We start from the raw sequence: 26,608 nt of genomic DNA, 5'->3' as shown, positions 1-26,608 counted from the left end.
GGGCAGGGTGCGGTGCGAGGTGCGGGGCATCCCCCGGGCTCGTCGCTGCTGTGACCTGCGGATCTTCGACAGGATGTGGGAAGCAGTGACCTCGGCCGGTGGGCGCTCACCTGTCGGCGGCGGCGCGACGGGGCTGCGACGTGCGCCAGTGCGGTGGTGGCGGCGGGGTGGGGCTCAGGTCACCGGACAGATGGCGCTGGACACGCGAAGGAGATCGACGTGAAGTCGACCAACTAGGGTGGTTCCGGCGCTCGGCATGGACAAGAGATTCGCACGCCGAACGAGGCGCGGTCCACCAACGTCCATGATGTGGACGCCTTTGTTTCGCATTCTGAGATCTGGTCACGGCGAGCCAGGCCGCGGGCGCACGACGGGACGGGTGCGACCGGGGGAGTCGGCCTGCCCGATACCGTTAGCCCTGTGCAGCCACCAGGTGAGATCAGCAGAGCGGACGCGGAGCGGCCGTCGCGACGGCGCGGCAAGGGCGCGCGGCGGGCGGCCAGGCGGTCCAGCTGGCGCGCCACGCTGTGGACGCTGATCAAGGACACCGCCAACACCTGCGTCGAGTACCGGGTCACCGGGCTCGCGGCGGAGGCGGCGTTCTTCACCCTGCTGTCGATCCCGCCGCTGCTGCTCTGCCTGGCCGGGACGCTCGGCTACCTCGACGACCTGCTCGGCGCCGGCACCATCCAGAAGCTCCAGCAGGACATCATCACGGCGGCCGGCACCGTCCTCTCGACGTCCTCGATCGACCAGATCGTCAAACCGCTGCTGAACAGCGTGTTCGAGAGCGGCCGTCCGGACCTGATCTCGATCGGCTTCGTCTTCTCGTTCTGGTCCGGCTCGCGCGCGCTCTACATCTTCATCGACACCATCACCGTGATGTACGGGCTGGACGGCAAGCGCGGCATCGTCAAGACCCGCGCGATGTCGCTGGGCCTCTACCTGGGCGCGCTGGTGATCGGTTCGCTGGTGCTGCCGCTGCTGGTGGCCGGGCCAGGGCTGGTGATGAACGCGGTGCCGAACAGCACCGGTGTGATCAGCGCACTCTACTGGCCGGTGGCGATACTGCTCCTGGTGGTCTTCCTGACCACCCTCTACCACCTCGCGGTGCCCGCCAACACGCCCTGGCGGGAGGACCTCCCGGGCGCGCTGGTGGCGCTCGGGGTGCTGGTGGTCTGCAGCCTGGTGCTGCGGGTCTACCTGATCCACTCGGTCGAGGGGCCGACCGTCTACGGCAAGCTCGCGGCGCCCATCGCGGTGCTGCTCTGGATCTTCGTGGTGGCGATCGCGGTGCTGATCGGCGCCGCGATGAACGCCGCCATAGACCGCCGCTGGCCCAGCGTCGAGACCGCCGACGCCCGGGCCGAGAACGAGCGCGCCAGCGAGCAGGCCGCCGAGGCGCTGGTCCGCGCGGCAGGCACCCGGCGCGCCGCCGAGCGGGCCCGGATGGCGCGCGAGTTGGGGCTGGCCGAGGGCGTCGAGGACGAGGACGACGACGAGGGCGACGACGTGCCGTCCGAGTACCCGGAACGCTGGGCGGACTTCCTGGCGCCGGGCAACGTCCGCGGCCGGCTCGGCACCCGCGCCGGCCGTCGCCGGGTGCCCCCGCCGCCGCCGGACAGCGACCGGCCGGTGCCCCGGTCGTCCCCCCACCACGCCGCGCGCCCGGGGCACGGGGGGCACGGCGCGGGGCCCGTCACGGGCCCGGTGGAGCACCCGGCCGAGCCGTGGGGCTCGGACGGCCGGTTCCCGGGCGGCCTGGGACCGGTGGACTCCGCGCTGCCCAGCTACCCGCCGCGCCCGCCCTGGGACGCGCCGCACGAGTAGCGAGTTTCGGATGGCGGGGCCGGGGGCAGGGCCGGAAAATGCCGTGCGCGGTCGGCGGCGGCTGTCATAGGCTGCCGACCGCGCGCCGAGCAGTGCTCTGCCCGGGGGATCCACCGCTGGTGGTCCGCGCGCGACAGATCGGTACGTCAGGGCCGTCGAGAACGGTCCGGGAGAAGAAACGGGAGGTGGGCCTGATGGCTGTCACCGTCGCCACGGCTGCCCAGCGCAGCGACCTCGTCCTCCTCGCTCTCCCGGCTGCCGGCTGACGTTCGCTCAGCCCCCGGGAATCGCATTCCTCCCGAAGGGCCCACCGCGTTGTTCAACGCTCCGTCCGACCTCTCCACCCCCTCGTCCGACCTGTCCGGCTACGGCTGGACCTCCGAACTCGACGAACTCTTCGCCCCCCTCGCCGAGGCGGGGCTCACTCCCGGACGGCTCGCCCGGGTCGACCGCGGGCAGGCCGACGTCGTCGTCCTCGATCCCGAGAGCGGCGACCTGCGCACCGTCCGCGCCGACACCCGTCCGGTCGCCGGCGCGCAGACCACGGACAACCCCTGCACCGGGGACTGGGCGGCCGTCGACCTCGCGGCCGCCCCGATGCCGACGGTCTCGGCGCTGCTGCCACGCGGCACCGCGATCATCCGCAAGGGCGCCGGCGCGCGGTCGGACGGCCAGGTGCTGGCGGCCAATGTCGACACCGTCCTGGTCGCCGTCTCGCTGGCGACCGACCCCGACCTCGGCCGGATCGAGCGCTTCCTCGCGCTCGCCTGGGAGAGCGGCGCGCAGCCGATGGTGGCGCTCACCAAGGCCGACCTGGTCCACGACGCGGACTTCATCCGCGAGGACGTCGAGCGCGCCGCGCCCGGCGTCACCGTGCTCGTGGTCAGCGCCGAGACCGGCGAGGGCCTGGATGTCCTGCGCGCCTGCACACCCGGCACCACCGTGCTGATCGGCCAGTCCGGCGCGGGCAAGTCCACCCTCACCAACGCGCTCACGGGCGCCGACCTGATGACGGTCCAGCGCACCCGCGACAGCGACGGCAAGGGCCGGCACACCACCACCACGCGCGAGCTGTTCGCGCTGCCCGGCGGCGGGGTGCTGATCGACACGCCCGGCCTGCGGGAGGTCGGCCTGTACGGCGGCGAGGGCCTCGCACAGGCCTTCTCCGATATCGCGGAGCTGGCCGGGAACTGCCGGTTCCACGACTGCTCGCACCGTTCGGAGCCCGGCTGCGCCGTGCTGGCGGCACTGGCGGACGGCTCGCTCCCGGAGCGCCGGATGGACAGCTACCTCAAGCTCCAGCGCGAGAACGAGTGGATCGCCTCGCGCTCGGACGCCCGGCTGGCCAGTGAGCGGGCCAAGGTGTGGAAGGCGCGCAGCAAGTCCGTCCGGGGCCACGTGCGGCCGTGAGGGGTCGGCCTTCAGTGGGTCGGCGCCGACGGTGCCAGCACCGCCGTCAGCAGCCGGCCCGACAGGGCGGTCGGCGGGCCGAAGTCCAGGCTCAGGTTGGAGACCGAGAAGACCGCCCGCACCGAGAGGTCGCGGGTGGCGAACATGCCGTTGGCGTAGCCGTCGTCGTGGCCGGTCTTGCCCCAGAGCAGTGAGCCGTCGGGCAGCGGGGTGGACATCAGGCCGGCGCCGAAGCAGGCCGTGGACGGCTTGCCGCCCGACGGGTTGCAGGAGCTGCCGACGAACGGGAGGGGCTTGCCCGTGCCGTCCGTCGGCAGCGTGAACATCTCGTTCAGCTGCGAGGCGGGCACGACCCGGCCCTGGAACAGGGCGGTGACGAAACGGTCCAGGTCGGCGGGGGTGGAGATCATGTTGGACGGGTCTCCACCCTGCTCGCTGACGTCCACCGCGACGCCCTGACCGTTCGTCACATAGCCGTGCAGGTAGGGCCGGGGCATCGCGGGGTCGTCCTCGGGCACCGAGGTCTGGTCCAGGTGCAGCGGCTTCAGGATGCGCGCGGTGACCTCGTCCTTGAACGAGTGGCCGGTCCGTTGCTCGATGAGCGCGCCCGCGATCCGGAAGCCGAGCGAGTTGTACTCCTGCTCGGTGCCGGGGGCGAAGTGCGGGCCGGGCCACGGGCGGTCGGCGGGACGCAGGGTCTGCTGGACGATCTGGTCGAAGGTGCGGTAGTCGTAGCGGTCGGCGATCTGCTCGTCGACGCTCTGCGCGGGCTTGCCCTCGTCCACGTCCGGCAGCCCGCTGGTGAAGTTGACCAGCTCGCGGACGGTGATCGGCTGGAAGGTCGCCGGGAGCAGGCCGGGCAGGTAGGACTGGACGGTCCGGTCGAGGTCGATCCGGCCCTCGGCGGCCAGCTGCAGGACGACGGCGGTCTCGAAGGTCTTGGAGATGCTGCCGATGTGGAAGTGCGCGTTCTGCGGGATCGTGCGGCCGGTCTGGCTGTCGACGGTGGAACCCTGCCAGAGCTGCCCGGGCTCGCCGACCCGGGCGATCGCGCCGGAGGACCCGTCGGTGGGCCGGGTCTGGAGGGCGGCCAGCAGTGCGGCCGGGTTGAGCGGCGGGAAGCGCGGCGCGGCGGTGTCCCGGGCCGCCGTGGCCTGGGCGGTGTCGGCGGCGAAGGCCGGGGCGGCGGTGGCGGCGGTGGCGCTGAGCAGGGCGGTTCCGGCGAGGCCGAGGGTCGCGATCCGGCGGACGAGCGGGTTCATCGGGTGCTCCGTACGGTGAGGGCGGCGGTGCGTCGCCGGTGTGATCATCCTGTCCGGCGGGCGGGCCGCCCGGTATCGGGATCGACCCTGAACGGCCCCCGATCCGACCCTGATCAGCCGTCAGGTCCGACCCTGCCCTGGGCCGTGTCTGACAATTCCCGCCGGGCCCGCCGCGAATTGTCAGACACGGCCTGGGGGCGACGGCCGCGTCCGATTCCCGCTAGTTCTGGCGCGTCCCGAGGAGCAGACTGGACCGCGTGATCGACGACGAGACCCGCTACCGGGCCGTGGACAGCCGGGACGCCCGCTTCGACGGGGTCTTCTTCACCGCGGTGACCACCACCGGTATCTACTGCCGCCCCAGCTGCCCGGCCGTGACGCCCAAACGCGTCAACTGCGCCTTCTACCCCACCGCCGCCGCCGCGCAGGGCGCCGGCTTCCGCGCCTGCCGCCGCTGCCGGCCGGACTCGGTGCCCGGCTCGCCCGAGTGGAACCACCGCGCCGACCTGGTCGGCCGGGCCATGCGGCTGATCGGCGACGGCGTCGTGGACCGCGAGGGCGTCGCCGGGCTCGCGGACCGCCTGGGCTACAGCGCGCGCCAGCTGCAACGCCAGCTGACCGCCGAGCTCGGGGCCGGCCCGATCGCCCTGGCACGCGCCCAACGTGCCCAGGCCGCAAGGCTGTTGCTCCAGACGACCGGGCTGCCGGTGACCGAGGTGGCGTTCGCGGCCGGGTTCGCGTCGGTGCGGCAGTTCAACGACACCGTCCGCGCCGTCTACGACCGCACACCGAGCGGCCTGCGCGAGGAGAGCGGCGGCGGCGGTGCGCGGGCGACGGCCCCGGTGGGCACGCTCAGCCTGCGGCTGGCGTACCGCGGGCCGATCGACAGCGAGCACCTGATGGACTTCCTGGCGCTGCGCGCGGTGCCGGGCGTCGAGGAGGTTGTCGGGGCGGGTTCCGGGGATGCGGGCGTGGGTGCGGACGCAGGCGTGGGCTCGGGCGTGCGGACGTACCGGCGGACGCTGGCGCTGCCGCACGGGCACGGCATCGCGGAGGTGGACTCGCTCGGCGCCGGCGTGCCGGCCGACCGCGGGTGGCTGGACTGCCGGCTGCAACTGGCCGACCTGCGCGACCTGACCACGGCCGTGCACCGGCTGCGCGCGCTCTTCGACCTCGACGCCGACCCCGAGACGGTGGCCGACCAGCTGGGCGCCGACCCCGCGCTCGGCCCGGTCGTGGCCCGCCGGCCCGGGCTGCGCTCACCCGGTCACGTCGACCCGCACGAGCTGGCGGTGCGCGCGGTCCTCGGCCAGCAGATCACCGTGGTGGCGGCGCGCACGCTGGCGGCCCGCCTCGCGGTCCGCTACGGCGTCCCGCTGCCCGAGCCGAGCGGCGGGCTCAGCCTGCTCTTCCCGACCGCCGACGCGCTGGCCGACGCTGATCCGGCCGACCTGGCGATGCCGGTCGCCCGCCAGCAGGCGCTGCGCGGGCTGTGCGCGGCGCTCGCGGACGGGAGCGTGCGACTGGACGGCGGCGTGGATCGCGCGGAGGCGGCCGCCGAGCTGCTGGCGCTGCGCGGGATCGGGCCCTGGACGGTCGGGTACCTGCGGATGCGGGCGATGGCCGACCCGGACGTCTTCCTGTCCGGCGACGTCGGCGTGCGGCATGGGCTGGAGCGGTTGGGCCTGGCGGGCGATCCGAAGTCCGCCGAGCGGCTGTCGGCCTCCTGGGCGCCCTGGCGCTCGTACGCGGTGCACCACCTGTGGGTGCTGGCCGGCGCCGGGGGCTGACACTTCGGGGAGTGGCGTCAGGCGATCCGCTGGTCCTGGGCGGCCGGGGCGGCCTGGGCGGCGAGTGAGGCGGGTCCGCCGACGCCGGCCAGTGCCTGGGCGAGGCGGTCCAGGCCGGGGAGGGCGGCCATCACCGCGTCGTGGTCGGCGGGGGAGAGGGTGCCAAGCGCGTTGGCGATGCGGCGCTCGTGGGCCTGCTGCCAGTCCAGCAGCTGCTGGTGGCCCGCCGGGGTGAGCGCGATCCGCGCGGTGCGGCGGTCACCCGGATCGGCCTGACGGTCCACGAAGCCAGCGTCCAACAGCTTCCCGACCAGCCCGCTGACGGTGTTCGGCGCCAGCCGCTGGCGCGCCGCCAGCTCGCCGACCCGCAGCGGCGCGGCGGCGAGTGTCTGCAGCAGCTCGACCTGCGCCATCGGCAGCGACTCCCACGGGTAGTCCGTGCGGATGCTGCTGCGCAGGGCCCGGCGCAGCCGGGTGACCACGTCGGTCAGCCGCTGGGCGCGTTCGATCGCCAGCGCCTCCTCCAGCGCGGAGTCACGCCCGGCCGGGGCGGTGGCGCCGGTCGCGGCGGTGGCGCTGGAGCTGGTCGCGGCGCTGGTTGTTGCGGCGGTGGTCGTCGCGGAGGGGGCCGGACGAGCGGAACGCGGCTCGGTCGGATCGAGGTGGGGCTGCGGCGGCATGGGCGACAGCGTAGCGGTTCCTAGCACATGGCTCTGTCATGGACCAGGTCTGTACGGGAGTACTTCCGGCAACGATTGGATCGGCGGGCGAGAGGGTCGCGGGCAGACATGGAACAGCGGGGGCCTGCCCGGCCGGTCGGTCGGGCAGGCCCCCGCTGAGGGGCACAGCTCACTGGTCGGAAGCGGTCAGGGGAGCGGAGTGGCTCCCCGCTCGGCCAGCATCGTCGTCATCAGCTGGAGCTCCGAGGTCTGCCCGGCCACCATCGACTCCGCGAGGTTCTTCTCCGCGGTGTTCTTCGCAAGGTCGACGTATCCCTGCGCCATCGCGATGCCGCCCTTGTGGTGCTGCATCATCAGCTGGAGGTAGAAGATCTCGGCTGCCTTGCCGCTGAGGCCGCGCAGCTGGTCCAGTTGCGCGTTGGTCGCCATGCCGGGCATCAACGAGCCGTCGTGCGCCTGGTAGGGCGCCATCTGCATCCAGGCCATCGGCGCGGCCGGGGAGCTCTGGGTGAGCCCCCACTGGTCGAGCCAGCCCATCATCATGCCGCGCTGGTTGGCCTGGGTGTTGATGATGTCGAAGGCCAGATTGCGGACCTCGGTGTTGTCGGTCCGGTCCCGGATGATGAACGACATGTCGATCGCCTGCTGGTGGTGCGTCGACATGTCACGGGCGAACCCGGCCTCGGGAGAGCCGGTGGCGGGCGCCGTGACAGTCGTGCCGGAGGCCGTCGAGCTGCCCGCGAGCAGCGCCGGGACACCCAGGCAGAGGGCGACCGCGGCCGCCAGCGCGGCGGGCCACCAGAGCATCCGGCGCCGGATCGGGGCGCGCCCGGGGCCGGTCATCGCGGCGCTCACTGGGCCGTGCTGCAGGACGCGCCGGGCTCCTGGGTCTGCGGACCCTGGACGTACTTGGTGAAGAACTTCTCCACCCGCGGGTCGCTCGCGCTGTCCAGCACGAGCTGGGTGCCCCAGGCCGTCAGCGTGATGGTGCCCTTCTCGGTCGGGTAGGGGCTCATCAGCGAGTACGGGGTCGCCTTGACCTTGGCGGAGAGCGCCTTGATGTCGTCCGCGCTGGCCTTGTCGTTGTAGGTGACCCAGACGGCGCCGTGCTCCAGCGAGTGCACCGCGTTCTCGTTCTGCACCGGCTTGTCGTAGACGGTGCCCATGCAGTTGAGCCAGACCGGGTTGTGGTCGCCGCCGACCGGCGGGGTCTGCGGGTAGGTGACCGGCGTCGTCACGTGGTTGCGGGTCAGGTTGCTGAAGGTCTGCACGCCGTCGATCGGGGCCTTGGCGGCGGCGACCTGGGCGGCCTTCTTGTCGGAGGCGTTCTTGACGACGTAGACGCCGGTGCCGACCGCGCCGAGCAGCACCACGCCCGCCACCGAGAACGCGATGATCTTGTTGCGGCGCTCGCGGCGCGCTTCCTCGGCGCGCAGCTGGGCGATCCGCTCGCGGCGGTCGGCGGTCGCGGCCTTGCCGCCCTTGGTCTTCGCCGAGCGGTTGGTCACCAGCGGCTCGGCCGACTGCTTGTCAGCGGGCGACTTCTTGTTGGACTGCTTGGAGGCGGAACCCACGGGAATCTTCCTTGTCCCCGCCGAGCGCTCGGCGCGCGGCGGAATGAGGTGAGGCAGGGGAGGAGAGACCACCGGTCCGTCCGGGTGCGGCGCGGGGTGCGGTGCTGAGCGGAGGGCTCGGCACCACTGCGCGCGGCAGGCCGGGGAGGACTCGGCGGCGGGTTCCGCCTAGGTCCGGTTGACCTGGAGCAGGTGGAGATCGGGGGCGGGCGCGGGGCCCGGAGTACCGGCCGACGGCCCGGCCGTCGGGGTCGGCCGGAGCGTGACGAGCTGCGGGAGCGCGGCCGGCACGGGGTGCGGGGGAGCGTTCGGCAGCTGCGAGTCCTGGCCGCTGAACGGGTGGCTGGTGCAGCCGTCGCCCGGCGGGGGGCCAGGGCCGTCTGCCGTGCAGAGCACCATCGGGCGGGCCGGCGCGCTCAGCGGTTCGGCGGGCGCGGGGGGCGGGGCGGGCGCGGTGCGGGTGATCTGCGCGGTCGCTACGCCGTGTGAGGCGTGTGTGGGCTGCGCGCGGCGTGCGCTGGGCGCCGGGGTGGTGCGCGCCGGAGCGTCCGAGGTGGGATGGACAGCCGGTGCGGCGGCCTCGATGGCGGCCTGCGGCACGGTCGCCGGGGCGACGGCGTGCGCGGAGCTCGCACAGGGCAGGCCGACCAGGAAGCCGATCAGCAGCAGGACCCAGAGCGCGCCCGCCGGGCGGCCGACGAATGCGGCGCTCCCCGGGGTCGGTCGCAGAGGTCCTGGCGCGGTCATGCGCACATATTAATGGGCTGAACGGGGGAAGCGGTCCCCCTCCTCGGCCCTCTTCTTCGGATTAATGCACGGTTCGGCGTGCCCATTCGTCCGCTGATTCGCCTGTGCGGACCGACCTGGCCCGATTCGCCGCTCTTCGTTCCGAAAGCCCGGACAGCGGCGACCGCCATGGGCAGAATGACGGGAGGAGCTGTCCTTACCGATCTTCCCCACCGTCCCATCCCTTCCCACCCCGACCACTGATCGACCCGAGCACCCATCGACCCAGCCTCCGGCCGGTGACGGCATTCACGGACGAGGAGCCGGCAGATGACCAACCAGGGTGCGCCCGCGCAACGGCGCCCGGACGACGGATCGCCGGACGCCGGTCCGCTGGCAGCGGGTCAGGCGGCAGCGGGTCCGACGGGGGACGGCTGGTGGGGCCGGGTGTACGAGGGCCCGGCCGGCAGCCTGCCGGACACCCCTACGGCCGATGCCGGGGACGCCTCGGTGGACGACTGGTTCGACTCGGTCGCGTCGATCGTCGGGCCGGTCGCCGCATCACCCGAGCCCGAGCCCGAGCCCTCGCCAGAGCCAGCGCCCGAACCCGCGCCTGAGCCCTCACCTGAGCCCGCGCCCGAGCCGGCACCCGAGGTTGTCACGACCGCCCCCGCCCCGGCGCCCGCGCCCGCCGTCCCCACTGTCCCCACCGTCACCGCGCGCCCGGTGCCCGCGCCGCGACCCGCGCCGTACGTCGGGGGCCGGCCGCCGACGTACGCCCCCGAGCCCACCGTCGTCCCCGGCGCTCAGCCCGAGCGGATGGCGGCCGTCGTCCCCGACACCGTCCTGGAAGGCGCCCAGTACCCGGGCTTCACTCTGCGCGCCGCCTCGGTCCGCGGTGACTCCGCCCGCTACCGGGGCGACTCCCGAAGTGACGCCCTGCTGGTGACCCGCTTCGGCGAGGGCCGGGACGGACTCCTGCTCGCCGTCCTCGCCGGTCGCTCGCGCGGTGTCGGCGTCGGAGGTGGTTCCGGCTCCGACGCGGACACGGACACGGACGAGACCCCCACCGACGAGGTCTGCGACACCGTCCGGCAGGCCTGCGCCCAGCTCGCCGAGGCGATCGGCCGCAGCCGCGCCGAGCTGGCCGCCGACCTGCGCGAGGGCGCCCGCGACCGGCTCCGCTACGGTCTGCAGCGCCTCACCGTGCGCGCTGCCGCCGCGCTGCGGGCCATCGCCGCGGACGCCGGTTCGCTGCACTGCGTCCTGGTCTCCCTCGACCCGCAGTCCAGCCACCGCGCCGCCTTCGGCGTCGGCCCCGGCGGCCTCTACCTGCTCCGCGCCGGCCACTGGATCGACGCCTACGCCGCGCGGCTGCTGCACCACCCGGACGGCCCGGCGGCCCTCCCCGAGCCGCGCCCGTTCCGCTTCCGCCTGGTCCCCGCGACGCCCGGCGACATCCTGCTGCTCAGCACGCCCGGGCTGGCGGAGCCGATCGCCGAGGAGCCGGCCGTCGCCCAGTTCCTGGCCACGCACTGGGCGCACCCGCACCCACCTGGCTCGGTCGACTTCCTGCGCCAGGTCCAGGTCCGCGCCAAGGGCTACGCCGACGACCGTACGGCCGTCGCCCTCTGGACCGACTAGACCGTGTCTGACAATTCGCGTCGGACGCGCCCGCGGCTCAGACGACCAGGACCCGGCGCCCCCGGGTGTGGCCGGCGCGGCTGTCCGTGTGCGCCGTCGCTGCCTCGGTGAGCGGGTACGACTTCTCGACCGGGATGTGGAGCCTGCCCCGGGAGATGAGGTCGACGGCCTCGGCGAGCGCGTCCGGCACGCTTCCGGCCACGCCGGAGAACCGGACGCCCAGCTGCGGCGCGCCGAGGTCGGCGATCGAGACGACCTTGCCCGGGTCCCCGGTCAGCTCGACGAGTTCGCGGATCACGCCCGAGCCGGCCAGGTCGAGGGCCGCGTCGACCCGGCCCAGGTGCCGCACCCGTTCGACCCAGCCCTCGTCGTAGGTCGTGGCGAGGGCGCCCAGATCGCGCAGGTAGTCCTGGTTCGCAGCCCCGGCCGTGCCGATCACCGTGATGCCGCGCGCGCGGGCGATCTGCAGCACCGCCGACCCGACGCCGCCGGACGCGCCGCTGACCAGCAGTGTCTGCCCGGGTTGTACGCCGACCTCGTGGATGATGCGCAGCGCGGTCTCCACCACCGACGGGTACCCGGCCGCCTCCTCGAAGGTCAGCCCCTCGGGTATCGGGGCCCAGGCCGACAGCACGGCGAACTCGGCGTAGGTGTCGGCACCTTCGCCGAACACACGGTCGCCGACCTCGACCCCCACGACGCTCTCGCCGACCTCGTCCACCACCCCGGCGGCGTCCAGTCCGACCCCGGCGGGCAGCTCGACCGGGTGGGCTCCCAGGACCTGGCCCTCCCGGATCCTCCAGTCGACGGGGTTGACGCCCGCCGCCCGTACGGCGATGCGTATCCGACCGGGGCCCGCGTGGGGCTCCTCGGCTTCCACCAGTCGCAGGACCTCGGGACCGCCGAACTCGGCAAAGCTGATTTTCCTCATGCGACCGACGGTAACCCTAACGGTTAGAGTTTCGCAACGGTTAGGGATTCGTAGCTGGTAGTGTCAGGGCATGATCGAGCCGCCCGGGCGCCGCGAACGCAAGAAGGCCGCGACCCGTCAGAAGATCGCTGACACCGCGCTGGACCTCTTCCTGGAGCGCGGGTACGACGTCGTGGGCATCCGTGACGTGGCGGCCGAGGCCGACGTGGCCGTCACCACCGTCTTCGCCCACTTCGCCTCGAAGGAGGCGCTGGTGTTCGAGCGAGACCAGGACTTCGAGCAGCGCCTCACGCGGGCGGTCACCGACCGGCCTCCGCAGGAGCCGCTCATCCCGGCGCTGCAGCGCGAGGTGCAGGCCCTGGTGCGGCACTGCACGGCGGAGGGCAGTGCCCCCGTCCGGCGCATGATCGAGGGATCACCCGCCCTGCGGGAGTACGAGGAGTCGATGAGCCTGCGTCTGGCGCAGGCGCTGGCAGGGGTGCTGGCCGCCGATCCCCGGCTGTCCCGGAGTGCGACGGCCTGCCGGGCGACCGCGCGGTTCGTCATCGACGCCTACGCGCTGGCCTGCTGGGCGGACGATCCCGAAGCCACGGTGGACGAGGTCTTCCGGATGATCGACGCGGCCTGGCAAGCCACCGCGCCCTGAGCTGCGGCGCCAGGCCGTGTCTGACGATTCCCGCCGGGCCCTAGGGTTCCTGGTGCTCCGCCACCGGGACGGCCGCCGTGCCCAGCAGGGCGGCCGCCACCGCAGCCACCCGGGCAGCGGACTCGGCCCGCCGGACGCCGGGCAGGCCGACGGCGAGTGGCACCGAGAAGCCGTCCAGGACGGCCCGCAGCTGGACGGCGCGTTCGGCGGCGGGTCCGGGGGTGAACTCGCCGGCCGTCGCGCCGTCCTGGATCAGCGCCTCCAGGTCGGCCTGCCAGGGTGCCTCGATCGCCAGTTGCCCCTGCCGGATCTCCTCGCTCGCGGGGGACCGGCCCCAGACCTCGACCCAGAGGATCCAGCGCGGATCGCCCGGGCCGTCCGCCAGGTAGAGGTCCGCGTATGCCGTGAACCGCTCCCACGCGGTCAGGCCCGGCCGGCCGAGCATCGTGCGGCGCCGCTCGCCGAGCTGCTCCTCGCTCCAGCGCAGCGTCTCCAGCAGCAACTGGTCCTTGCTGCCGAAGTAATAGAGCAGGTGACCCGCGCTCATCTGGAGCTGCTTGCCGAGCCCGGCCATCGTCAGCTTGGCGAGGCCGTGTTCGGCGATCGCCGCCATCGCTGCCGCCAGCACCTCCTCGCGGGGCCGCGCCGGGCGTCGCGGGCGGACCTCCGGCATCTCTGGCTCCTCGTGGCTGGTTCTCGGCGTTCGCTCTCACCCTAAGTGGTCGCCGCCGGAGATCGTTCGGGGGTCGTCGCGCGGGCGAGGCGTGTTGCCGGGTCGGGTACAGGAACCACGGGGGTGAGGGCGGCGTCCCCGTACCAGCGGGACAAGATCACGACGGGCGCAAAGGAACATCGGGGATGACCGGAACGGTGACGCGGTACCTCTATCTCGTCCGACACGGCGAGGCGCTGCGAGACGAGAGCGGGCTGACCGAGAACGGCCGTCGGCAGGCCGTCCTGCTCGGCCGCCGCCTGCGGGAGGTGCCCTTCGCGGCGGTCCACCACGGGCCGCTGCCGCGCGCGGCGCAGACGGCGCGGCTGATCGGGGAGCAGCTGGGCGGGGTCCCGTTGCAGGTCTCCGAGCTCGCCGGGGACTACGTGCCGTACTGGCCGCAGCGAGACGAACTGCCGCCGGACGCAGCGGACTTCCTGCTCACCTTCCTGAACGCGTCCGGTGGTGAGCCCGGTGGCGAGTCGGCCGAGCAGCGCTCCCACGGCCCGGAGCTGGCCCGTCAGGCGGTCGAACGGTTCACCGGCCCGGCGCGGCCTGCGGACGACTCCGAGACGGTGCGCCACGAACTGGTCGTCACGCACAACTTCCTGGTGGCGTGGCTGGTCAGGCATGCCACGGACGCGCCGGCCTGGCGCTGGCTCGGCCTCAACCAGGCCAACGCCGGTCTGACAGTGATCCGTTACGCCCCGGGTCGCCCGTCCTCCGTCCTCTGTTTCAACGACCTCCGGCACCTGCCCGCAGATCTGCGCTGGACCGGAGTCCCGCCCGAGCTGCACGTCTGACGCAGCCGCAGTCTCAGCCGTGCGGGATCAACTCTTGGTCACCGGCGCGATGTTGAGCGGGGTGATGCTCAGCCCGGCGCAGTGCTGGGTCTTCCACGGGACGAACAGGGCCGCGGTCTCGCCGGGCGGGTAGACGCGCAGACCGTCGGCCGCCGTGAGATCGCACTGCGCGGGGCTGTAGCCGCTGATGCCGTTGCTGTCGTGCAGTTGGGCGGTCGCGGTGCCGTGCGGCTTGAGGGTGACGACGGTCAGCGGGTTGCCGGCGCTGCGCGCGGCCGGGTTGCCGGACTGGACGCCGTTGGCCGTCACGTAGGAGACGCCCGGGTAGCCGGTGAGCGTGCAGGTCGTGGCGGAGGTGTTGGTGAAGACCAGGTCGGCGTAGAACTGGCCTGCGCCGACACCGGAGTTGGTCAGCACTGCGGAGAGCTGGGCGCTGCTGCAGGCCGGCGTGGCGCCGCCCTGGGTGACGGGCTGCGCCGGGTGGGTCGTCGTCGTCGTCGGCGCGGGCTTCGAGGCGCCGCCGCCCGCCCCCGAGGCACCGCCCGTGGACGTGCCGCCCGTGGACGAGCCGCCTGTCGACGTGCCGCCCGTGGCGGGCGTCCCCGGGGTTGCCGCGCCCGCCGAGGTCGCGGTCGGCTGGGTGGCCGGGGTGCCGCCCGCCGTACTGGACGCGCTGCCGCTGGACGAGCAGGCCGTCATGGTCAGTGCCGCTGAGGACAGCACGACGGTCGGTAGCATCAGTCGGGCGAATGTTGAACGCATGGCGGTACTCCTCCGTCGAGCCGATCCCCGTGCCGATCCACTGCCGGATCTACTTGCTGGATCCCCGATACGCTCGACGCTACTCGCCCAACCAGCCCTGCCAGGGCGCTCGTTACAGAGATACAGCAGAACCGGGGCAACCCCGGGACGCGTCTGCTGCCGCCGCGCATGTCGTCCCGCTGGTGAGGCGCGGTGAAGGTGGAGATGAGCGCTACCTTAGGGCTCTCTGAGCAAGTCCGTTATGCGACTTTTGCTCTCTTTGGCGTCCCTATGATCGGGCAAGTCGGCCAGTGATCCATTGCGTTGGGACCGCACGTGCCGCTCCCCGTTGCAGAACGGCACCGCCGCGTCGCGGACCAACCGACCACTCGTCGCTCCGTTCACCCGTCAGGAGACTCGCTTGTCACACTCCCAGGTTCGATCGCCCAGGCGCCTCCACCGGCGATCCGCGCTCCAGCGTCGGGTCCGCGTGGCCGCGGTGGGCTCGTCGATAGCCGCGCTGCTCGTCGGCGGCGCCGTCGCGCTCAGCTCGGCCGACGCCGCGGTCACCACCGGACCGTCCGTGCACCACGACGCGGCAACCGCGCAGCACTACCGCGAGGCCTGCCCGCCGGCTTCGCCCGGGCACTACGCGTGCAATGCCCTGGTCCGCACCGACGTCAGGCCGCAGGCGGCCCGCGCGGGCGCCGCTCCCGACGCCACCGTCAGCGGCTACGGCCCCGGCCAGTTGCAGTCCGCCTACAACCTGGCCGCCGCGGCCGCCTCAGGTGGCAAGGGCCAGACGGTGGCCATCGTCGACGCCTACGACGACCCCAACGCCGAGAGCGATCTCGGCGTCTACCGCAGCCAGTTCGCCCTGCCCGCCTGCACCGTCGCCAACGGCTGCTTCAGCAAGCTCAACCAGGACGGCCAGACCCAGGGCCTGCCCGCGCCCGCCCCCGCCAACGACGACTGGACCGGCGAGGAGTCGCTGGACATCGACATGGTCTCGGCGATCTGCCCCAACTGCCACATCCTGCTGGTCGAGGCGAACTCCGAGAGCAACAGCGACCTGGGCACCGCGGTGAACGCGGCCGTCAAGGCCGGCGCCAAGTTCGTGTCCAACAGCTACGGCGGGCCGGAGGGACCGGGCCAGACCAGCGAGGACACCCAGTACTACAACCACCCCGGAGTCGCGATCACCGCCTCCACCGGGGACAGCGGCTACGGCGTCGAGTACCCGGCCGCCTCGCAGTACGTGACCGCTGTCGGCGGCACCGCCCTGACCCAGACGAACAATGCGCGCGGCTGGAGCGAGTCGGTCTGGTCGACCTCGCCCTCCGAGGGTGCGGGCTCCGGCTGTTCCGGCTACGACCCCAAGCCGTCCTGGCAGTCCGACAACGGCTGCGCCAAGCGCACCGTCGGTGACGTCTCCGCCGTCGCCGACCCCGCCACCGGTGTCGCCATCTACGCCACGTTCAACGGCAACGGCGGCTGGAACGTCTTCGGCGGCACCTCCGCCTCCTCCCCGATCATCGCCGCGGTCTACGCCCTGGCCGGCCCCCCGGCCGCAGGCACCGCCCCGGCCGCCTACCCCTACGCCCACACCTCGGCCCTCAACGACGTCACCTCCGGCGCCACCGCCTCCTGTTCGCCGCAGTACCTGTGCACCGCGGGCGCCGGCTACGACGGCCCGACCGGCCTCGGCACCCCCAACGGCACCGCCGCCTTCACGGCCGCCGCAGCCACGGGTGGCGGCGGCACGGGTGGTGGCACCGGCGGCGGAGGTACGGGCGGCGGGGACACCGGCGGGGGCGGGGGCAGCACTGCGCCCGGCAACGGTGTGACCGTCTCCAACCCCGGCAAGCAGATCGCCACCGTCGGCACCGCGGCCTCGCTGCAGATCACCGCGGTGGACTCCACTCCCGGGCAGACCGTCAGCTACCGCGCGAGCGGCCTGCCGGCCGGCCTGGCGATCTCCGCCACCGGCCTGATCTCCGGCACCCCGACCACCGCCGGCACCTCGAACGTCACCGTCACCGCCACCGACCGGGCCGGAACCACCGGCACCGCCGCCTTCACCTGGACCGTCAGCAGCGCCACCAGCCAGTGCACCGCAGGCCAACTCCTCGGCGACCAGGGCTTCGAGAACGGCGCCAACTCCGCACCCTGGAAGAGCACCCCCGGCGTGCTCAACAACCAGATGACCGCGCAGCCCAGCCACTCCGGCAGCTGGGACGCCTGGCTGGACGGCTACGGCCAGGCCGCCACCGACACCCTGCGCCAGACCGTCACCATCCCCACCGGCTGCGCCAAGGCCGCACTCTCCTACTGGATGCACGTCGAGACGGCCAAACACACCGGGCAGGCGGCGGACACCCTCAAGGTCCAGGTGATCGGCAGCAAGGGCACCACCACCGTGGCGACCTACTCCAACCTCAACGCCCACAAGGGCTACCAGCAGTACACCTTCGACCTGAGCGCCTGGATCGGGCAGACCGTCACCGTGCAGTTCACCGGCACCGAGAACAGCTCCCCGCAGCCGACCAGCTTCGCTCTGGACGACACGGCACTGAAGATCTCCTGACGAGCTGACCGGGAGAGCGCTACTCCCGCTCGCGGCGCGCCTCCGCGGCCGCCTCGGCGATGCCGGCCTCGTGCCCGGCAGCGTAGACGCGCCGCACGAAATCCGCTGCCTGTTCCTGTGTCAGGTCCTCGGTGAGGCTCATCAACTCGTCCGTCCACCTGATCAGCCAGTGCTGTGCCATACCCCCATCAGACCCCGTCGAGCTGGCCGCCGCCCGCCGGGTTCGGCCACTCAGGCGGCCCAGCGGGCCTGCCAGGGCGGCGCCCCACGGGCGTGTTCCCCCTGGTGGGCGAGGCGCTGAGGGGCCCGGACACGCCCGTGGGGAGGCTGGTCGAACCGACCGGCCTCCCCACGGGACCTCTCACCCGGCGATCAGTTCGTCGCCATCGGGTACCAGATCTGGTTGTTGCCGGCCCAGCAGTCCCACTGCCGGCCGACGGCGCCGTTGCTGTTGTCCCCGAGGGCGATCTCCAGGCACTTGCCGCTGAAGGCGTTGCGCAGGGTGTAGCCGGTGCCCGGGATGTGCGTCCAGTACCACTTCTGGTTCCAGCCGCCGGTGCAGTCCCACTGCTGGGCGGCGGCGCCGTCCTGGTTGCTCCAGTTGGCGATCTCCAGGCACTTGCCGCTGTTGACGTTGACGATCGAGCCCGCGGCGCCGGCCACCAGGCTCCACTTCTGGTTGGCGCCGCCGGTGCAGTCCCACTGCTGGGCGGGAGCACCGTTGTCGACGCGCCAGCCGGCGGCCTCCAGACAGTGCGGGCTGGCGGCGCTCTCCAGGGCGATGACGTCCGGCAGTGCCGGGTGGAAGGAGTCGCCGGCGGCGGCGCTGGCCGTGGGCACGCCCGCGGTGAGCGCGAGGCTGGCGCCGAGGGCGGTGGCGAAGACGGCGGAGACTATGCGGGCCTTGAAAGCCATGGTGGTGATACCCCGTCATAAAGGTGGCGCGTAGTGGAGTCGGCGCCGCTGCGGATGAAATGACCGAAGGGGCACCGAGGCTGTCAGCCTAGTGGTCGGCCAGTCCATGATCCAAGCAGTTTTTACGCGGAAGAAGAGGAGGTCAGAGCACTCGGGCTTCGCCCACACTCGAGCCGAGCAGTACCGGACGCCGGCAGCGAGCCGAGCGCGTCGAGGAGGCTCGGCAGACGCAGGGCACCGTCGAGTCGGGCGTGACTCACGCGGAGATCGGCCACGCGAACCGCTGGGCCGAGATCAAGGCCGAGGCCCGCCGCTCTGGGCAGGGCTCATGAGCCGGCCGTCCGGCCCCGCCCCTGCGGGCCGGACGGCCGGCTCAGTGCCGGAAACGATTTCTACTGGTCTGCACTCACACCTTCGGCTGCTGCTGGGTGATGCAGTGGATGCCGCCGCCGTTGGCGAAGATCTCGCGGGCGTCGACGAGTTCGACGGTGCGATCGGGGAAGGCCTCGGCGAGGATGGCGGCGGCTTCGTCGTCGCGGGGGTCGTCGAAGGCGCAGAGGATGACGGCGCCGTTGGCGACGTAGTGGTTGATGTAGGAGTAGTCGACCGGTTCGCCGTCCTCGTCGTGCAGGACGGTCGGGGCGGGGACCTCGATGACCTGGAGGCGGCGGCCGGCGGCGTCGGTGGCGGCGCGCAGGATGGCGACCAGTTCCTGGCAGACGGCGTGGTCGGGGTGGGCGGGGTCGGGCTGGACGTGGGCCAGGACGACGCCGGGGCGGACGAAGGAGGCGACGATGTCGATGTGGCCGCGGGTGCCGAACTCGTCGTAGTCGCGGGTCAGTCCGCGCGGCAGCCAGATCGCCTTGGTGGTGCCGAGGTGGGCGTGGAGCTCGGCCTCGACCTGCTCCTTGGTCCAGTCGGAGTTGCGGCCCTCGCCGAGCTGGACGGTCTCGGTGACGAGCACGGTGCCCTCGCCGTCCACGTGGATGCCGCCGCCCTCGTTGATCAGGCGCGAGGCGAAGCGCTGGACGCCGGTGAGGCCGGTGATCGCCTCGGCGATGTGCTGGTCGTTCTCCCAGCTGGCCCAGGACTGTGCGCCCCAGCCGTTGAACACCCAGTCGGCGGCGGCGAGTTGACCGTCGGGGCCGGTGAGGAAGGTGGGGCCGATGTCGCGCATCCAGGCGTCGTCCAGTGGGCGCTCGACCAGCTCGACCTCGGCGGAGACGTAGCCGCGCACCGCGTCGGACTCGCCGATGTTGACGATCATCGTGACCGGCTCGTAGCGGACGATGGTGTTGGCGACCTTCGCCCACGCGAGCCGGGCGGTGTGCAGCTGCTGGGGGCTGTCGAAGGTCTGGTTGTCGGTGGGGAAGGCCATCCAGGTGCGCTCGTGCGGGTGCCATTCGGCGGGCATCGAGTAGCCGAGCGAGGCGGGGGTGGCGGGGGTGGTCATGAGGGCAAGTCCTTGAGTCTGAGGGGAAGTCAGAGAAGTCGGGGGAGGCGGGGAGCCCGGCGGTCAGAGGAAGTACAGGCGGCTGAGCGAAACGCTCTCGGCGGGTTCGGAGCGGATCGGCGAACCGTCCAGGGAGACCAGTCCGGTGGCCGCCTCCACCTTCACCTCGCCGGTGCGGGCGTTGCGCACCATGTCGCGCGGGCCGATGCCGCGGGTGCCGCGCACGCCCACGCGGCGGCGCCGGGTGGGGAGTTGGTCGCCGGCCCGGTCCAGGTAGGAGGCTTCGGCGGCGGCCTGCGAGACGAAGGCGACCGACAGGTCGGCGGCGGTGGCGCCGTGGGCGCCGAACTGCGGTCCCAGGACCAGGGGTTCGCACCGGTCGGTGGAGGCGTTCGGGTCGCCGACGACGCCGTAGGCCGGGAAGCCGGCCTTGAGCACCAACTGCGGCTTGGCGCCGAAGTGGTCGGGGCGCCAGAGCACGATGTCGGCCAGCTTGCCGACCTCGATCGAGCCGACCTCGTGGGCGAGTCCGTGCGCGATGGCCGGGTTGATGGTCAGCTTGGCGATGTAACGCAGCACGCGCTCGTTGTCGTCGCCGCTCTCGGTGGTGCCGTACGAGCCGGTGCCGTCCAGCGGGCCGAGTTCGGCCTTCATCTTGCCGGCCATCGCGAAGGTGCGGCGCACGGTCTCGCCGGCCCGGCCCATGCCCTGGGCGTCGGAGGAGGTGATGCCGATCATGCCGAGGTCGTGCAGGACGCCCTCGGCGCCCATCGTGCCGGCCCGGATCCGGTCGCGGGCCATCGCCGCGTCGCCGGGCAGGTCGAGCTTCAGGTCGTGTGCCGACACGATCATGCCGGAGGCCTCGGCGAGGGCGTCGCGACCGAACGGGAGGGTCGGGTTGGTGGAGGAGCCGATGACGTTGGCGACGCCGGCCATCTTGAGCACGTTGGGGACGTGCCCGCCGCCGCAGCCCTCGATGTGGAAGGCGTGGATGGTGCGCCCCTCCAGCACCGCAAGGGTGTCCTCGACCGACAGGCACTCGTTCAACCCGTCGGTGTGCAGCGCCACTTGGACGTCGTACTCCTCGGCGACCCGCAGTGCGGTGTCCAGCGCGCGGGTGTGCGCACCCATGTCCTCGTGGACCTTGAAGCCGGACGCGCCGCCCTCGGTCAGCGCCTCGACGAGCGGGGCGGCGTCGGAGGACGAACCGCGGCCCAGGAAGCCGATGTTGACCGGCCAGGCGTCGAAGGCGTTGAAGGCGTGCCGCAGCGCCCAGGGCGAGTTGACGCCGACGCCCCAGACCGGGCCGAACTCCTGGCCGATGATCGTGGTGACGCCGGAGGCGAGCGAGGCCTCCATGATCCGCGGCGAGAGCAGGTGGACGTGGGTGTCGATCGAGCCGGCGGTGGCGATCATGCCCTCGCCGGAGACGATCGTGGTGCCGGTGCCGACCACCACGTCGACGCCGTCCAGGGTGTCCGGGTTGCCGGCCCGGCCGATCGAGGCGATCCGGCCGTCGATCAGGCCGATCGAGGTCTTCCGGATGCCCTGCACCGCGTCGATCACCAGCACGTTGCTGATCACCACGTCGCAGGTGTCGCGGACGGCGGCCGCCTTGAGCGCCATGCCGTCGCGCGCGGTCTTGCCGAAGCCGGCCAGGAACTCGTCGCCGGGCGCTTGCGAGTCGGACTCGACGCGGACGATCAGGCCGGAGTCGCCGAGCCGCACCCGGTCGCCGGCCCGCGGGCCGTGGACGGAGATGTAGTCGTGCGGGCCGATGGCGGTCATTCCGCGACCTCCGGGTTGTCGAAGCTGGTCAGGTAGCCGGTCGCGCGGGCCTTCGCGAGCGCCGCCTCGCGGGCGCCGGGCGCGTCCAGCGGGCCGTCCACCAGGCCCGCGAAGCCGATCGCGACGCGGGCGCCGCCGATCGGGACGAGCCCGACCTCGACGACCGCGCCCGGGTCGAAGCGCACGGACGAGCCGGCCGGCACCGCCAGCCGGGTGCCGTAGGCGGCGGCCCGGTCGAAGGCGAGCCGGGGGTTGGACTCGAAGAAGTGGAAGTGCGAGGTGACCGAGATCGGCACCGAGGAGGTGTTGTGGACCGGCAGGACCACGGTCTCCTCGGTCGGGTCGTAGCCCGCGCCGGTGCCGGGCAGGGCGGCACCGGGGCCACCGTCGCCGAGTGAACCGGCGCCCTTGAACGGGTCGTTGATCACGGCGAGTCGGGTGCCGTCGTCGAAGACGGCCTCGACCTGGATGACGGTGACCACGTCGGGCACGCCCGGCAGCACGTCGTCGGCGCTCAGGACGCTGCGGCCGGCCTCGATGGCCTCGGCCAGTCGCCGGCCGTCGCGGGCGGCCTCGCAGACGGTGTCCGCGATCAGCGCGGTGGCCTCGGGGACGTTGAGCCGGACGCCCCGGGCGCGGCGGGCGCGGGCCAGCTCGGCGGCTGTGAAGATCAGCAGCCGGTCCCGTTCGGTGGGGGTGAGTCGCACGGTGCCTCGCTCGCGGTCGCCACGGGTGGGGAGGAAGGTGGGGGAAGGGGTCGAAAGTTTGAATGGCGTTCAAACATCTGCTGGCCATTGAACCTGGATCGGCTCGCGGTGTCCAGCCTTGCCCGGGTCGCGGAGTTCCGCCCGTCGGGGTGGCCGGGGCGGGTGTCACCCGTTTGGAGCGGCCGGGTCCGGCCGGGTCCGGGCGGTCGACTCCGGCGGCACTGTTGCGATGTTCGGCGAGCGAGCCCGACCATAGGAGCAGCGGTCGGTGCGCTGCGGGGGGAGTCCGAGCGGCAGACCGGTCGAGGGCGGGGGTCGTATCTGATGGACAGTCAACCACGGTACGTGTCAGGGTCGTCCAGGATCCATGAGGAGCGCCGGCTGCACGCCGCGCTGGCGTCGAGCGAACTCGGCGCGATCAGCGCACTGCGCCACCGGCTGCGCGCCGCGCTCGCCCGCTGGGGTGTCCCCGGCCTCGCCGACACCGCCGAGCTGCTGCTCTCCGAGCTGGTCACCAACGCGCTGCTGCACACGCCGCACGGCGCCAGGGTCGACGTGCTGCTCGACGTCCGCGGGCGGCTGCGGGTGGAGGTCCGCGACGACAGCGTGCAGCTGCCCCGGCCGCGCCGGGCCGCGGACACCGACACCTCGGGGCGCGGGCTGGTCCTGGTCGAGGCGCTCGCGGACGACTGGGGAGTCCGGCTGCGCGGCGACGCCAAGATCACCTGGTTCGAGCTCGCCCCGCGCTGAGCTGCGCGGACGTCCCCGCGGGGCCCCGCGCGGCCCCCGACCGTCCCGAGCGGGCGAAACGTGCGGGGGACGGGTGGGAAAAGCGTGTCCACCGACGACGCGGTGACTCGGCGGCATTGCCGCTTTGCCGAACATTCGACAGGATAGTGAGAATGTATGTCCGGACCTGGCGCCTCCCACCCGAGGGCTCGTCCGAGGTAGCACACCCACCGAGTGAACGGGACCGGCAGGAGAGCCATGGCGACTGAGCCCGAGCCGCAGGGGCCCACACGTCGACCGCTGACCCAGCAGGTCCACGTCGGCCCACAGGTCCAGCCGGTCGCGTCGGCCACGACCCCATCGGCTGTCCCGCCCGTCCCACCCGTGCCGCCCGCGCAGGGCGGCCGGCGGACCGGACGGCGCGGGCCGGGTCTGCCGATGGGCCGGGTCGCCGCCTCGGCGCCCGTCCCGCCGACCCAGGGCCTGCCCACCCGCACCGGCGAGTCCACGCCGGACTGGCTCGAACCCGCGATGGCCGCCAACGGCATCGGCTCGTTCGACTGGGACATCCGCCGCGACGTGGTCGAGGGCGACCTGCGCGCCTGCACGATCCTCGGCCTCAGCGGCGGCGGTCTGGACGGCAGCGGCTTCGACCGCACCTCGGCCGGCTTCATGGCCCTGCTGCACCCCGAGGACGCCCCGGTGGTGCGCCGCCGGGTCGAGCGCGCGGTGGCCGAGCTGGGCCAGTGCGGCGCGTACTACCGCACGGTGGTGCCCGACGGCGGGCTGCACGCCGTCCGGTTCCGCGGCCGGGTGCTGGCCGACGCCTTCGGGCGGCCCTCCCGGATGGTCGGCTTCGTCTGGGACGCCACCGCCGAGCTGCACAAGCGCGCGGACGCCGGCCGGCAGGCCGCCCTGCGCGAGGAGCGCTCGCGCTTCATCAAGGAGGCCGCCCGCGCGCTCTCCGAGGCCGTCACGGTGCGTGACGTGGCCCGGGTCTTCACCGAGCTGCCGCTGCCGGGCCTGCCGCCGGACGGACTGGTGCTGGCCTCGCTGGAGACCGGCCGGCTGAAGATCCTGGGCGCCAGCGGCTACCACGAGTCGGACATGGCCGGCTTCGACCGCACCCCGATGAACCCGCACCACCCGGCCGCCGAGGCGATCCGCAACCGGGGCCCGGTCTTCCTGGCCAGCCGGGCCGAGTACCAGGAGCGCTACCCGATGGCCTGGCCGTGGGCCGAGCGCACCGGCCGCGGCGCCTGGGTCTTCCTGCCGCTGGTGGCCAGCGGCCGGTCCTCGGGCGTCTGCGTGGTCAGCTTCGACGACGAACGCACGCTGGACGCCGACGAGCGCACCCTGCTCTCCACCCTCGGCGGCCTGGTCGCCCAGTCACTGGCCCGGGCCCGGCTGCACGACGCCGAGCACGAGCTGGCGGCCGGCCTGCAGCGGGTGATGCTGCCGCGCACCGTCCCGGCGGTGCCCGGGGTGACCACCGCCGTCCGCTACCTGCCGGCCGGCTCCGGCCTGCAGATCGGCGGCGACTGGTACGACGTCGTCCCGCTGCCCGGCGGGCACGTCGGGCTGGTGATCGGCGACGTCCAGGGCCATGACGTGCACGCGGCCGGGATCATGGGACAGCTGCGGATCGCGCTGCGGGCGTACGCCGCCGAGGGGCACCCGCCGGCCGCCGTGATGGCCCGCGCCTCGCGCTTCCTGGCCGACCTCGACACCGACCACTTCGCCACCTGCACCTACGCCGAGGTGAACGTCGACTACGGCGTGGTCTACGCGGTCCGCGCCGGGCACCTCGACCCGGTGGTGCGCCGCGGCGACGGCAGCAGCGCCGTGCAGTCGGTGGTCGGCGGCCTGCCGCTGGGCGTCTCGCCGGACCAGGAGTACCAGGTCACCCGCTTCAGCCTCGATCCGGGCGAGACCGTGGTGCTCTGCACGGACGGCCTGGTGGAGTCCCGGACGATGGACCTGGACACCGGCATGGCCCGGCTCTGCGACGCCGTCGCGGGGGATTTCGCGCCGAGCGGGGACGGCAGCCAGGACCCGCTGGAGGACCTGGCGGACAAGATCGCCTCGCAGGCGGCGGACTCCACCGAGCGCGAGGACGACATCGCGCTGCTGCTGCTCCGCTGGGACGGCCCGGAGGGCGGCCTGGCCGCCCAGCAGCTGCGCCGCCGGATCGGCCAGGCCGACCTGGCCCGGGTCTCCGAGCTGCGCGGGGAGCTGCGGGACGCGCTGCGCCGCTGGGGCGTCGCGCAGCTGATCGACACCGCCGAGCTGCTCGCCTCGGAGCTGGTCACCAACGCGATCCGGCACACCGACCGGGACGCCATGTTCACCGCGCGGCTCTACCGCGAGGACGGCCGTGAGCCGCGGCTGCGGATCGAGGTGGAGGACGAGTCGGACCTCTGGCCGCAGCGCCGCACGCCCGGGGAGCAGGCCTCCTCGGGGCGCGGGCTGATGCTGGTCGAGGCGCTGGCCGACGCCTGGGGCGTCGAGCCGCGCGGCTCCGGCAAGCGGATGTGGTTCGAGCTGACGGCGGGCGGCGCGGAGGACTGATCCGCGGCGCCCGGCCGCTCAGCCGAACTGGTTCTCCAGGTCCTTGAGCTTCTGCTCCAGCGAGTCGAGCCGGGGCAGCGTCATGGTCGCGTCGTCGGTGGTCAGGTCGATCGTCCGCGGCGCGGTCCTGGCCGGCAGGCCGGGCGGCGGCGCGGACCCGTCGGCGGCTATCGCGGGCTCCGCGCCGCCCGGCTCCAACTGGCGGGTGGCGGTGGCGCCGCGGGCCCTGCCCCAGCCGCCGCTGTGCCGGCGGTTGATGGCCCGGATCTCGGCCCGCTCCCGCCGGCTGGCCAGCCGCTGGCGCTCCCGGGTGACCACGGCCTCGCGCTTGGTGTCGCGGACCTCCTCGACCGCCTCGTCCAGACTGCGGACGCCTTCGAGCAGCATCAACGACCAGGCCGCGTAGGTCTCGAAGGGCGCGCGCAGCCAGCGGACGATCCGGATCTGCGGCAGCGGCCGGGCCACCAGGCCCTGTTCGCGCAGGGCCGCCCGGCGGGTCTGCTTCAGCGCCCGGTCGAAGAGCACGGCGGCGGACAGCGACATCCCGGCGAAGAACTGCGGGGAGCCCGCGTGCCCGAAGCCCCGGGGCGCGTGCACCCAGTTGAACCAGGCGGAGGCGCCGGCGAAGACCCAGACCAGCAGTCGCGAGCCGAGTGCCGCGTCGCCGTGGCTGGCCTCCCGCACGGCCAGCACCGAGCAGAACATCGCCGCGCCGTCGAGCCCGAACGGGACCAGGTACTCCCAGCCGCCGGAGAGGCTGAGGTTCTGCACCCCGAAGCCGACCAGGCCGTGGAAGGAGAGGGCGGCGGCGACGGCCGCACAGCAGAAGAGCAGCGTGTAGGAGGCCGCGCCGTACAGCGACTCCTTGCGGCGGCGCCGCTCCTCGGTGCGTTCCCAGGTGTCCGCGCCGTGGGCCGTGGCCGCGCCCCGGGTCCGCAGGAAGGTCACCAGGACGGCGGTCAGCACGAGCGCGACGACGCCCGCGACGGCCCAGCCCAGTGGTATGTCCGACAGTCTCATGTCCTGAATCAGCCTCGCTCTCCTGCGGTCGTGATGACGGTGGCCACCATGGGCGTCCATCATGGCCGAAGCGGGGCGTCCGGATGAGC

At 73.3% G+C, this 26,608-nt stretch carries 24 protein-coding genes; 9 read left to right on the top strand and 15 right to left on the bottom strand.

What is annotated here, in order from left to right:
• Window positions 1-174: 174 nt before the first annotated feature.
• A complete protein-coding gene (locus tag BS80_RS43950; RefSeq protein WP_310593185.1) occupies window positions 175-258 on the bottom strand; it encodes a putative leader peptide in 84 nt (27 codons plus the stop codon).
• A 162-nt stretch (window positions 259-420) separates the two neighbouring features.
• Between BS80_RS43950 and BS80_RS34055 the strand changes: the two genes are divergently transcribed.
• Both BS80_RS34055 and rsgA read left to right on the top strand, forming a co-directional pair.
• Entirely contained in the window at window positions 421-1,830 is a 1,410-nt protein-coding gene (locus tag BS80_RS34055) for a YihY/virulence factor BrkB family protein (RefSeq protein WP_408607459.1), read from the top strand.
• 315 nt (window positions 1,831-2,145) lie between these two features.
• Complete coding sequence (gene rsgA, locus BS80_RS34050) at window positions 2,146-3,240, top strand: ribosome small subunit-dependent GTPase A (RefSeq protein WP_035805301.1); 1,095 nt, start codon at window positions 2,146-2,148, stop codon at window positions 3,238-3,240.
• Between the two features lie 11 nt (window positions 3,241-3,251).
• Here the strand turns inward: rsgA and BS80_RS34045 are convergent, their stop codons facing one another.
• The gene (locus tag BS80_RS34045) at window positions 3,252-4,502 is read right to left on the bottom strand and encodes a serine hydrolase domain-containing protein (RefSeq protein ID WP_051967572.1); all 1,251 of its coding nucleotides are present in this window, start codon (window positions 4,500-4,502) and stop codon (window positions 3,252-3,254) included.
• Between the two features lie 260 nt (window positions 4,503-4,762).
• On the opposite strand from BS80_RS34045, the gene BS80_RS34040 reads away from it, so the two are divergent.
• The gene (locus BS80_RS34040; RefSeq protein ID WP_408607472.1) at window positions 4,763-6,292 is read left to right on the top strand and encodes a DNA-3-methyladenine glycosylase 2 family protein; all 1,530 of its coding nucleotides are present in this window, start codon (window positions 4,763-4,765) and stop codon (window positions 6,290-6,292) included.
• A 17-nt stretch (window positions 6,293-6,309) separates the two neighbouring features.
• Here BS80_RS34040 and BS80_RS34035 read toward each other — a convergent pair whose 3' ends face one another.
• From BS80_RS34035 to BS80_RS34020, 4 genes are all read right to left on the bottom strand, one after another.
• The gene (locus BS80_RS34035; RefSeq protein ID WP_157536752.1) at window positions 6,310-6,972 is read right to left on the bottom strand and encodes a MarR family winged helix-turn-helix transcriptional regulator; all 663 of its coding nucleotides are present in this window, start codon (window positions 6,970-6,972) and stop codon (window positions 6,310-6,312) included.
• Window positions 6,973-7,158: 186 nt separating this feature from the next.
• A complete protein-coding gene (locus tag BS80_RS34030) occupies window positions 7,159-7,815 on the bottom strand; it encodes a DUF305 domain-containing protein (protein WP_035806740.1) in 657 nt (218 codons plus the stop codon).
• Window positions 7,816-7,823: 8 nt separating this feature from the next.
• Window positions 7,824-8,480: a DUF3105 domain-containing protein gene (locus BS80_RS34025; RefSeq protein WP_035806738.1), complete on the bottom strand. Its 657-nt coding sequence runs from the start codon at window positions 8,478-8,480 to the stop codon at window positions 7,824-7,826.
• Between the two features lie 234 nt (window positions 8,481-8,714).
• Window positions 8,715-9,293 carry a hypothetical protein gene (locus BS80_RS34020; protein WP_157536751.1) on the bottom strand — a complete coding sequence of 193 codons (579 nt, stop codon included), beginning with the start codon at window positions 9,291-9,293 and terminating at the stop codon, window positions 8,715-8,717.
• A 309-nt stretch (window positions 9,294-9,602) separates the two neighbouring features.
• Here BS80_RS34020 and BS80_RS34015 point away from each other — a divergent pair, with 309 nt between their 5' ends.
• Window positions 9,603-10,916 (top strand): protein phosphatase 2C domain-containing protein, encoded by a 1,314-nt coding sequence (locus BS80_RS34015; protein WP_051967571.1) that lies wholly within the window; start codon window positions 9,603-9,605, stop codon window positions 10,914-10,916.
• A 37-nt stretch (window positions 10,917-10,953) separates the two neighbouring features.
• On the opposite strand, the gene BS80_RS34010 is transcribed toward BS80_RS34015, so the two are convergent.
• Entirely contained in the window at window positions 10,954-11,847 is an 894-nt protein-coding gene (locus BS80_RS34010; RefSeq protein WP_035805297.1) for an NADP-dependent oxidoreductase, read from the bottom strand.
• A gap of 70 nt (window positions 11,848-11,917) precedes the next feature.
• Between BS80_RS34010 and BS80_RS34005 the strand changes: the two genes are divergently transcribed.
• Window positions 11,918-12,493, top strand: a complete 576-nt coding sequence (locus BS80_RS34005) for a TetR/AcrR family transcriptional regulator (protein ID WP_035805295.1) — start codon at window positions 11,918-11,920, stop codon at window positions 12,491-12,493.
• 40 nt (window positions 12,494-12,533) lie between these two features.
• Here BS80_RS34005 and BS80_RS34000 read toward each other — a convergent pair whose 3' ends face one another.
• Complete coding sequence (locus BS80_RS34000) at window positions 12,534-13,166, bottom strand: TetR/AcrR family transcriptional regulator (protein ID WP_035805293.1); 633 nt, start codon at window positions 13,164-13,166, stop codon at window positions 12,534-12,536.
• A gap of 185 nt (window positions 13,167-13,351) precedes the next feature.
• On the opposite strand from BS80_RS34000, the gene BS80_RS33995 reads away from it, so the two are divergent.
• Complete coding sequence (locus BS80_RS33995; RefSeq protein ID WP_035805291.1) at window positions 13,352-14,008, top strand: histidine phosphatase family protein; 657 nt, start codon at window positions 13,352-13,354, stop codon at window positions 14,006-14,008.
• Between the two features lie 27 nt (window positions 14,009-14,035).
• Here the strand turns inward: BS80_RS33995 and BS80_RS41360 are convergent, their stop codons facing one another.
• Complete coding sequence (locus tag BS80_RS41360; RefSeq protein WP_157536750.1) at window positions 14,036-14,770, bottom strand: DUF4232 domain-containing protein; 735 nt, start codon at window positions 14,768-14,770, stop codon at window positions 14,036-14,038.
• Window positions 14,771-15,248: 478 nt separating this feature from the next.
• Here BS80_RS41360 and BS80_RS42165 point away from each other — a divergent pair, with 478 nt between their 5' ends.
• Window positions 15,249-17,336 carry a putative Ig domain-containing protein gene (locus tag BS80_RS42165; RefSeq protein ID WP_232246753.1) on the top strand — a complete coding sequence of 696 codons (2,088 nt, stop codon included), beginning with the start codon at window positions 15,249-15,251 and terminating at the stop codon, window positions 17,334-17,336.
• 19 nt (window positions 17,337-17,355) lie between these two features.
• On the opposite strand, the gene BS80_RS41355 is transcribed toward BS80_RS42165, so the two are convergent.
• The 5 genes from BS80_RS41355 to BS80_RS33965 form a co-directional block, all read right to left on the bottom strand.
• Entirely contained in the window at window positions 17,356-17,517 is a 162-nt protein-coding gene (locus BS80_RS41355; RefSeq protein WP_157536749.1) for a hypothetical protein, read from the bottom strand.
• Window positions 17,518-17,708: 191 nt separating this feature from the next.
• A complete protein-coding gene (locus BS80_RS38365) occupies window positions 17,709-18,251 on the bottom strand; it encodes an RICIN domain-containing protein (RefSeq protein ID WP_051967569.1) in 543 nt (180 codons plus the stop codon).
• 406 nt (window positions 18,252-18,657) lie between these two features.
• Window positions 18,658-19,704, bottom strand: a complete 1,047-nt coding sequence (locus BS80_RS33975; RefSeq protein ID WP_035805286.1) for an agmatine deiminase family protein — start codon at window positions 19,702-19,704, stop codon at window positions 18,658-18,660.
• A 63-nt stretch (window positions 19,705-19,767) separates the two neighbouring features.
• On the bottom strand, window positions 19,768-21,492 hold the full coding sequence (locus tag BS80_RS33970) for an urease subunit alpha (RefSeq protein ID WP_035805284.1): 1,725 nt from the start codon (window positions 21,490-21,492) through the stop codon (window positions 19,768-19,770).
• On the bottom strand, window positions 21,489-22,199 hold the full coding sequence (locus BS80_RS33965; RefSeq protein WP_035805281.1) for an urease subunit gamma: 711 nt from the start codon (window positions 22,197-22,199) through the stop codon (window positions 21,489-21,491). Before BS80_RS33965 ends, BS80_RS33970 begins: the two co-directional genes overlap by 4 nt.
• 345 nt (window positions 22,200-22,544) lie before the next feature.
• Here BS80_RS33965 and BS80_RS33960 point away from each other — a divergent pair, with 345 nt between their 5' ends.
• Window positions 22,545-22,949, top strand: coding sequence for an ATP-binding protein (locus BS80_RS33960; protein ID WP_232246752.1), 405 nt, complete (start codon window positions 22,545-22,547; stop codon window positions 22,947-22,949).
• A gap of 363 nt (window positions 22,950-23,312) precedes the next feature.
• A complete protein-coding gene (locus BS80_RS33955) occupies window positions 23,313-25,499 on the top strand; it encodes an ATP-binding SpoIIE family protein phosphatase (RefSeq protein WP_198045690.1) in 2,187 nt (728 codons plus the stop codon).
• An 18-nt stretch (window positions 25,500-25,517) separates the two neighbouring features.
• On the opposite strand, the gene BS80_RS33950 is transcribed toward BS80_RS33955, so the two are convergent.
• A complete protein-coding gene (locus tag BS80_RS33950; RefSeq protein ID WP_035805275.1) occupies window positions 25,518-26,519 on the bottom strand; it encodes a DUF2637 domain-containing protein in 1,002 nt (333 codons plus the stop codon).
• Window positions 26,520-26,608 lie beyond the last annotated feature (89 nt).

The organism is Kitasatospora mediocidica KCTC 9733 (assembly GCF_000744225.1).
Classification (GTDB): Bacteria; Actinomycetota; Actinomycetes; order Streptomycetales; family Streptomycetaceae; genus Kitasatospora; species Kitasatospora mediocidica.
Note: the sequence above shows the minus strand (reverse complement) of the source record. Positions and strands in the feature narration are given on the sequence as shown.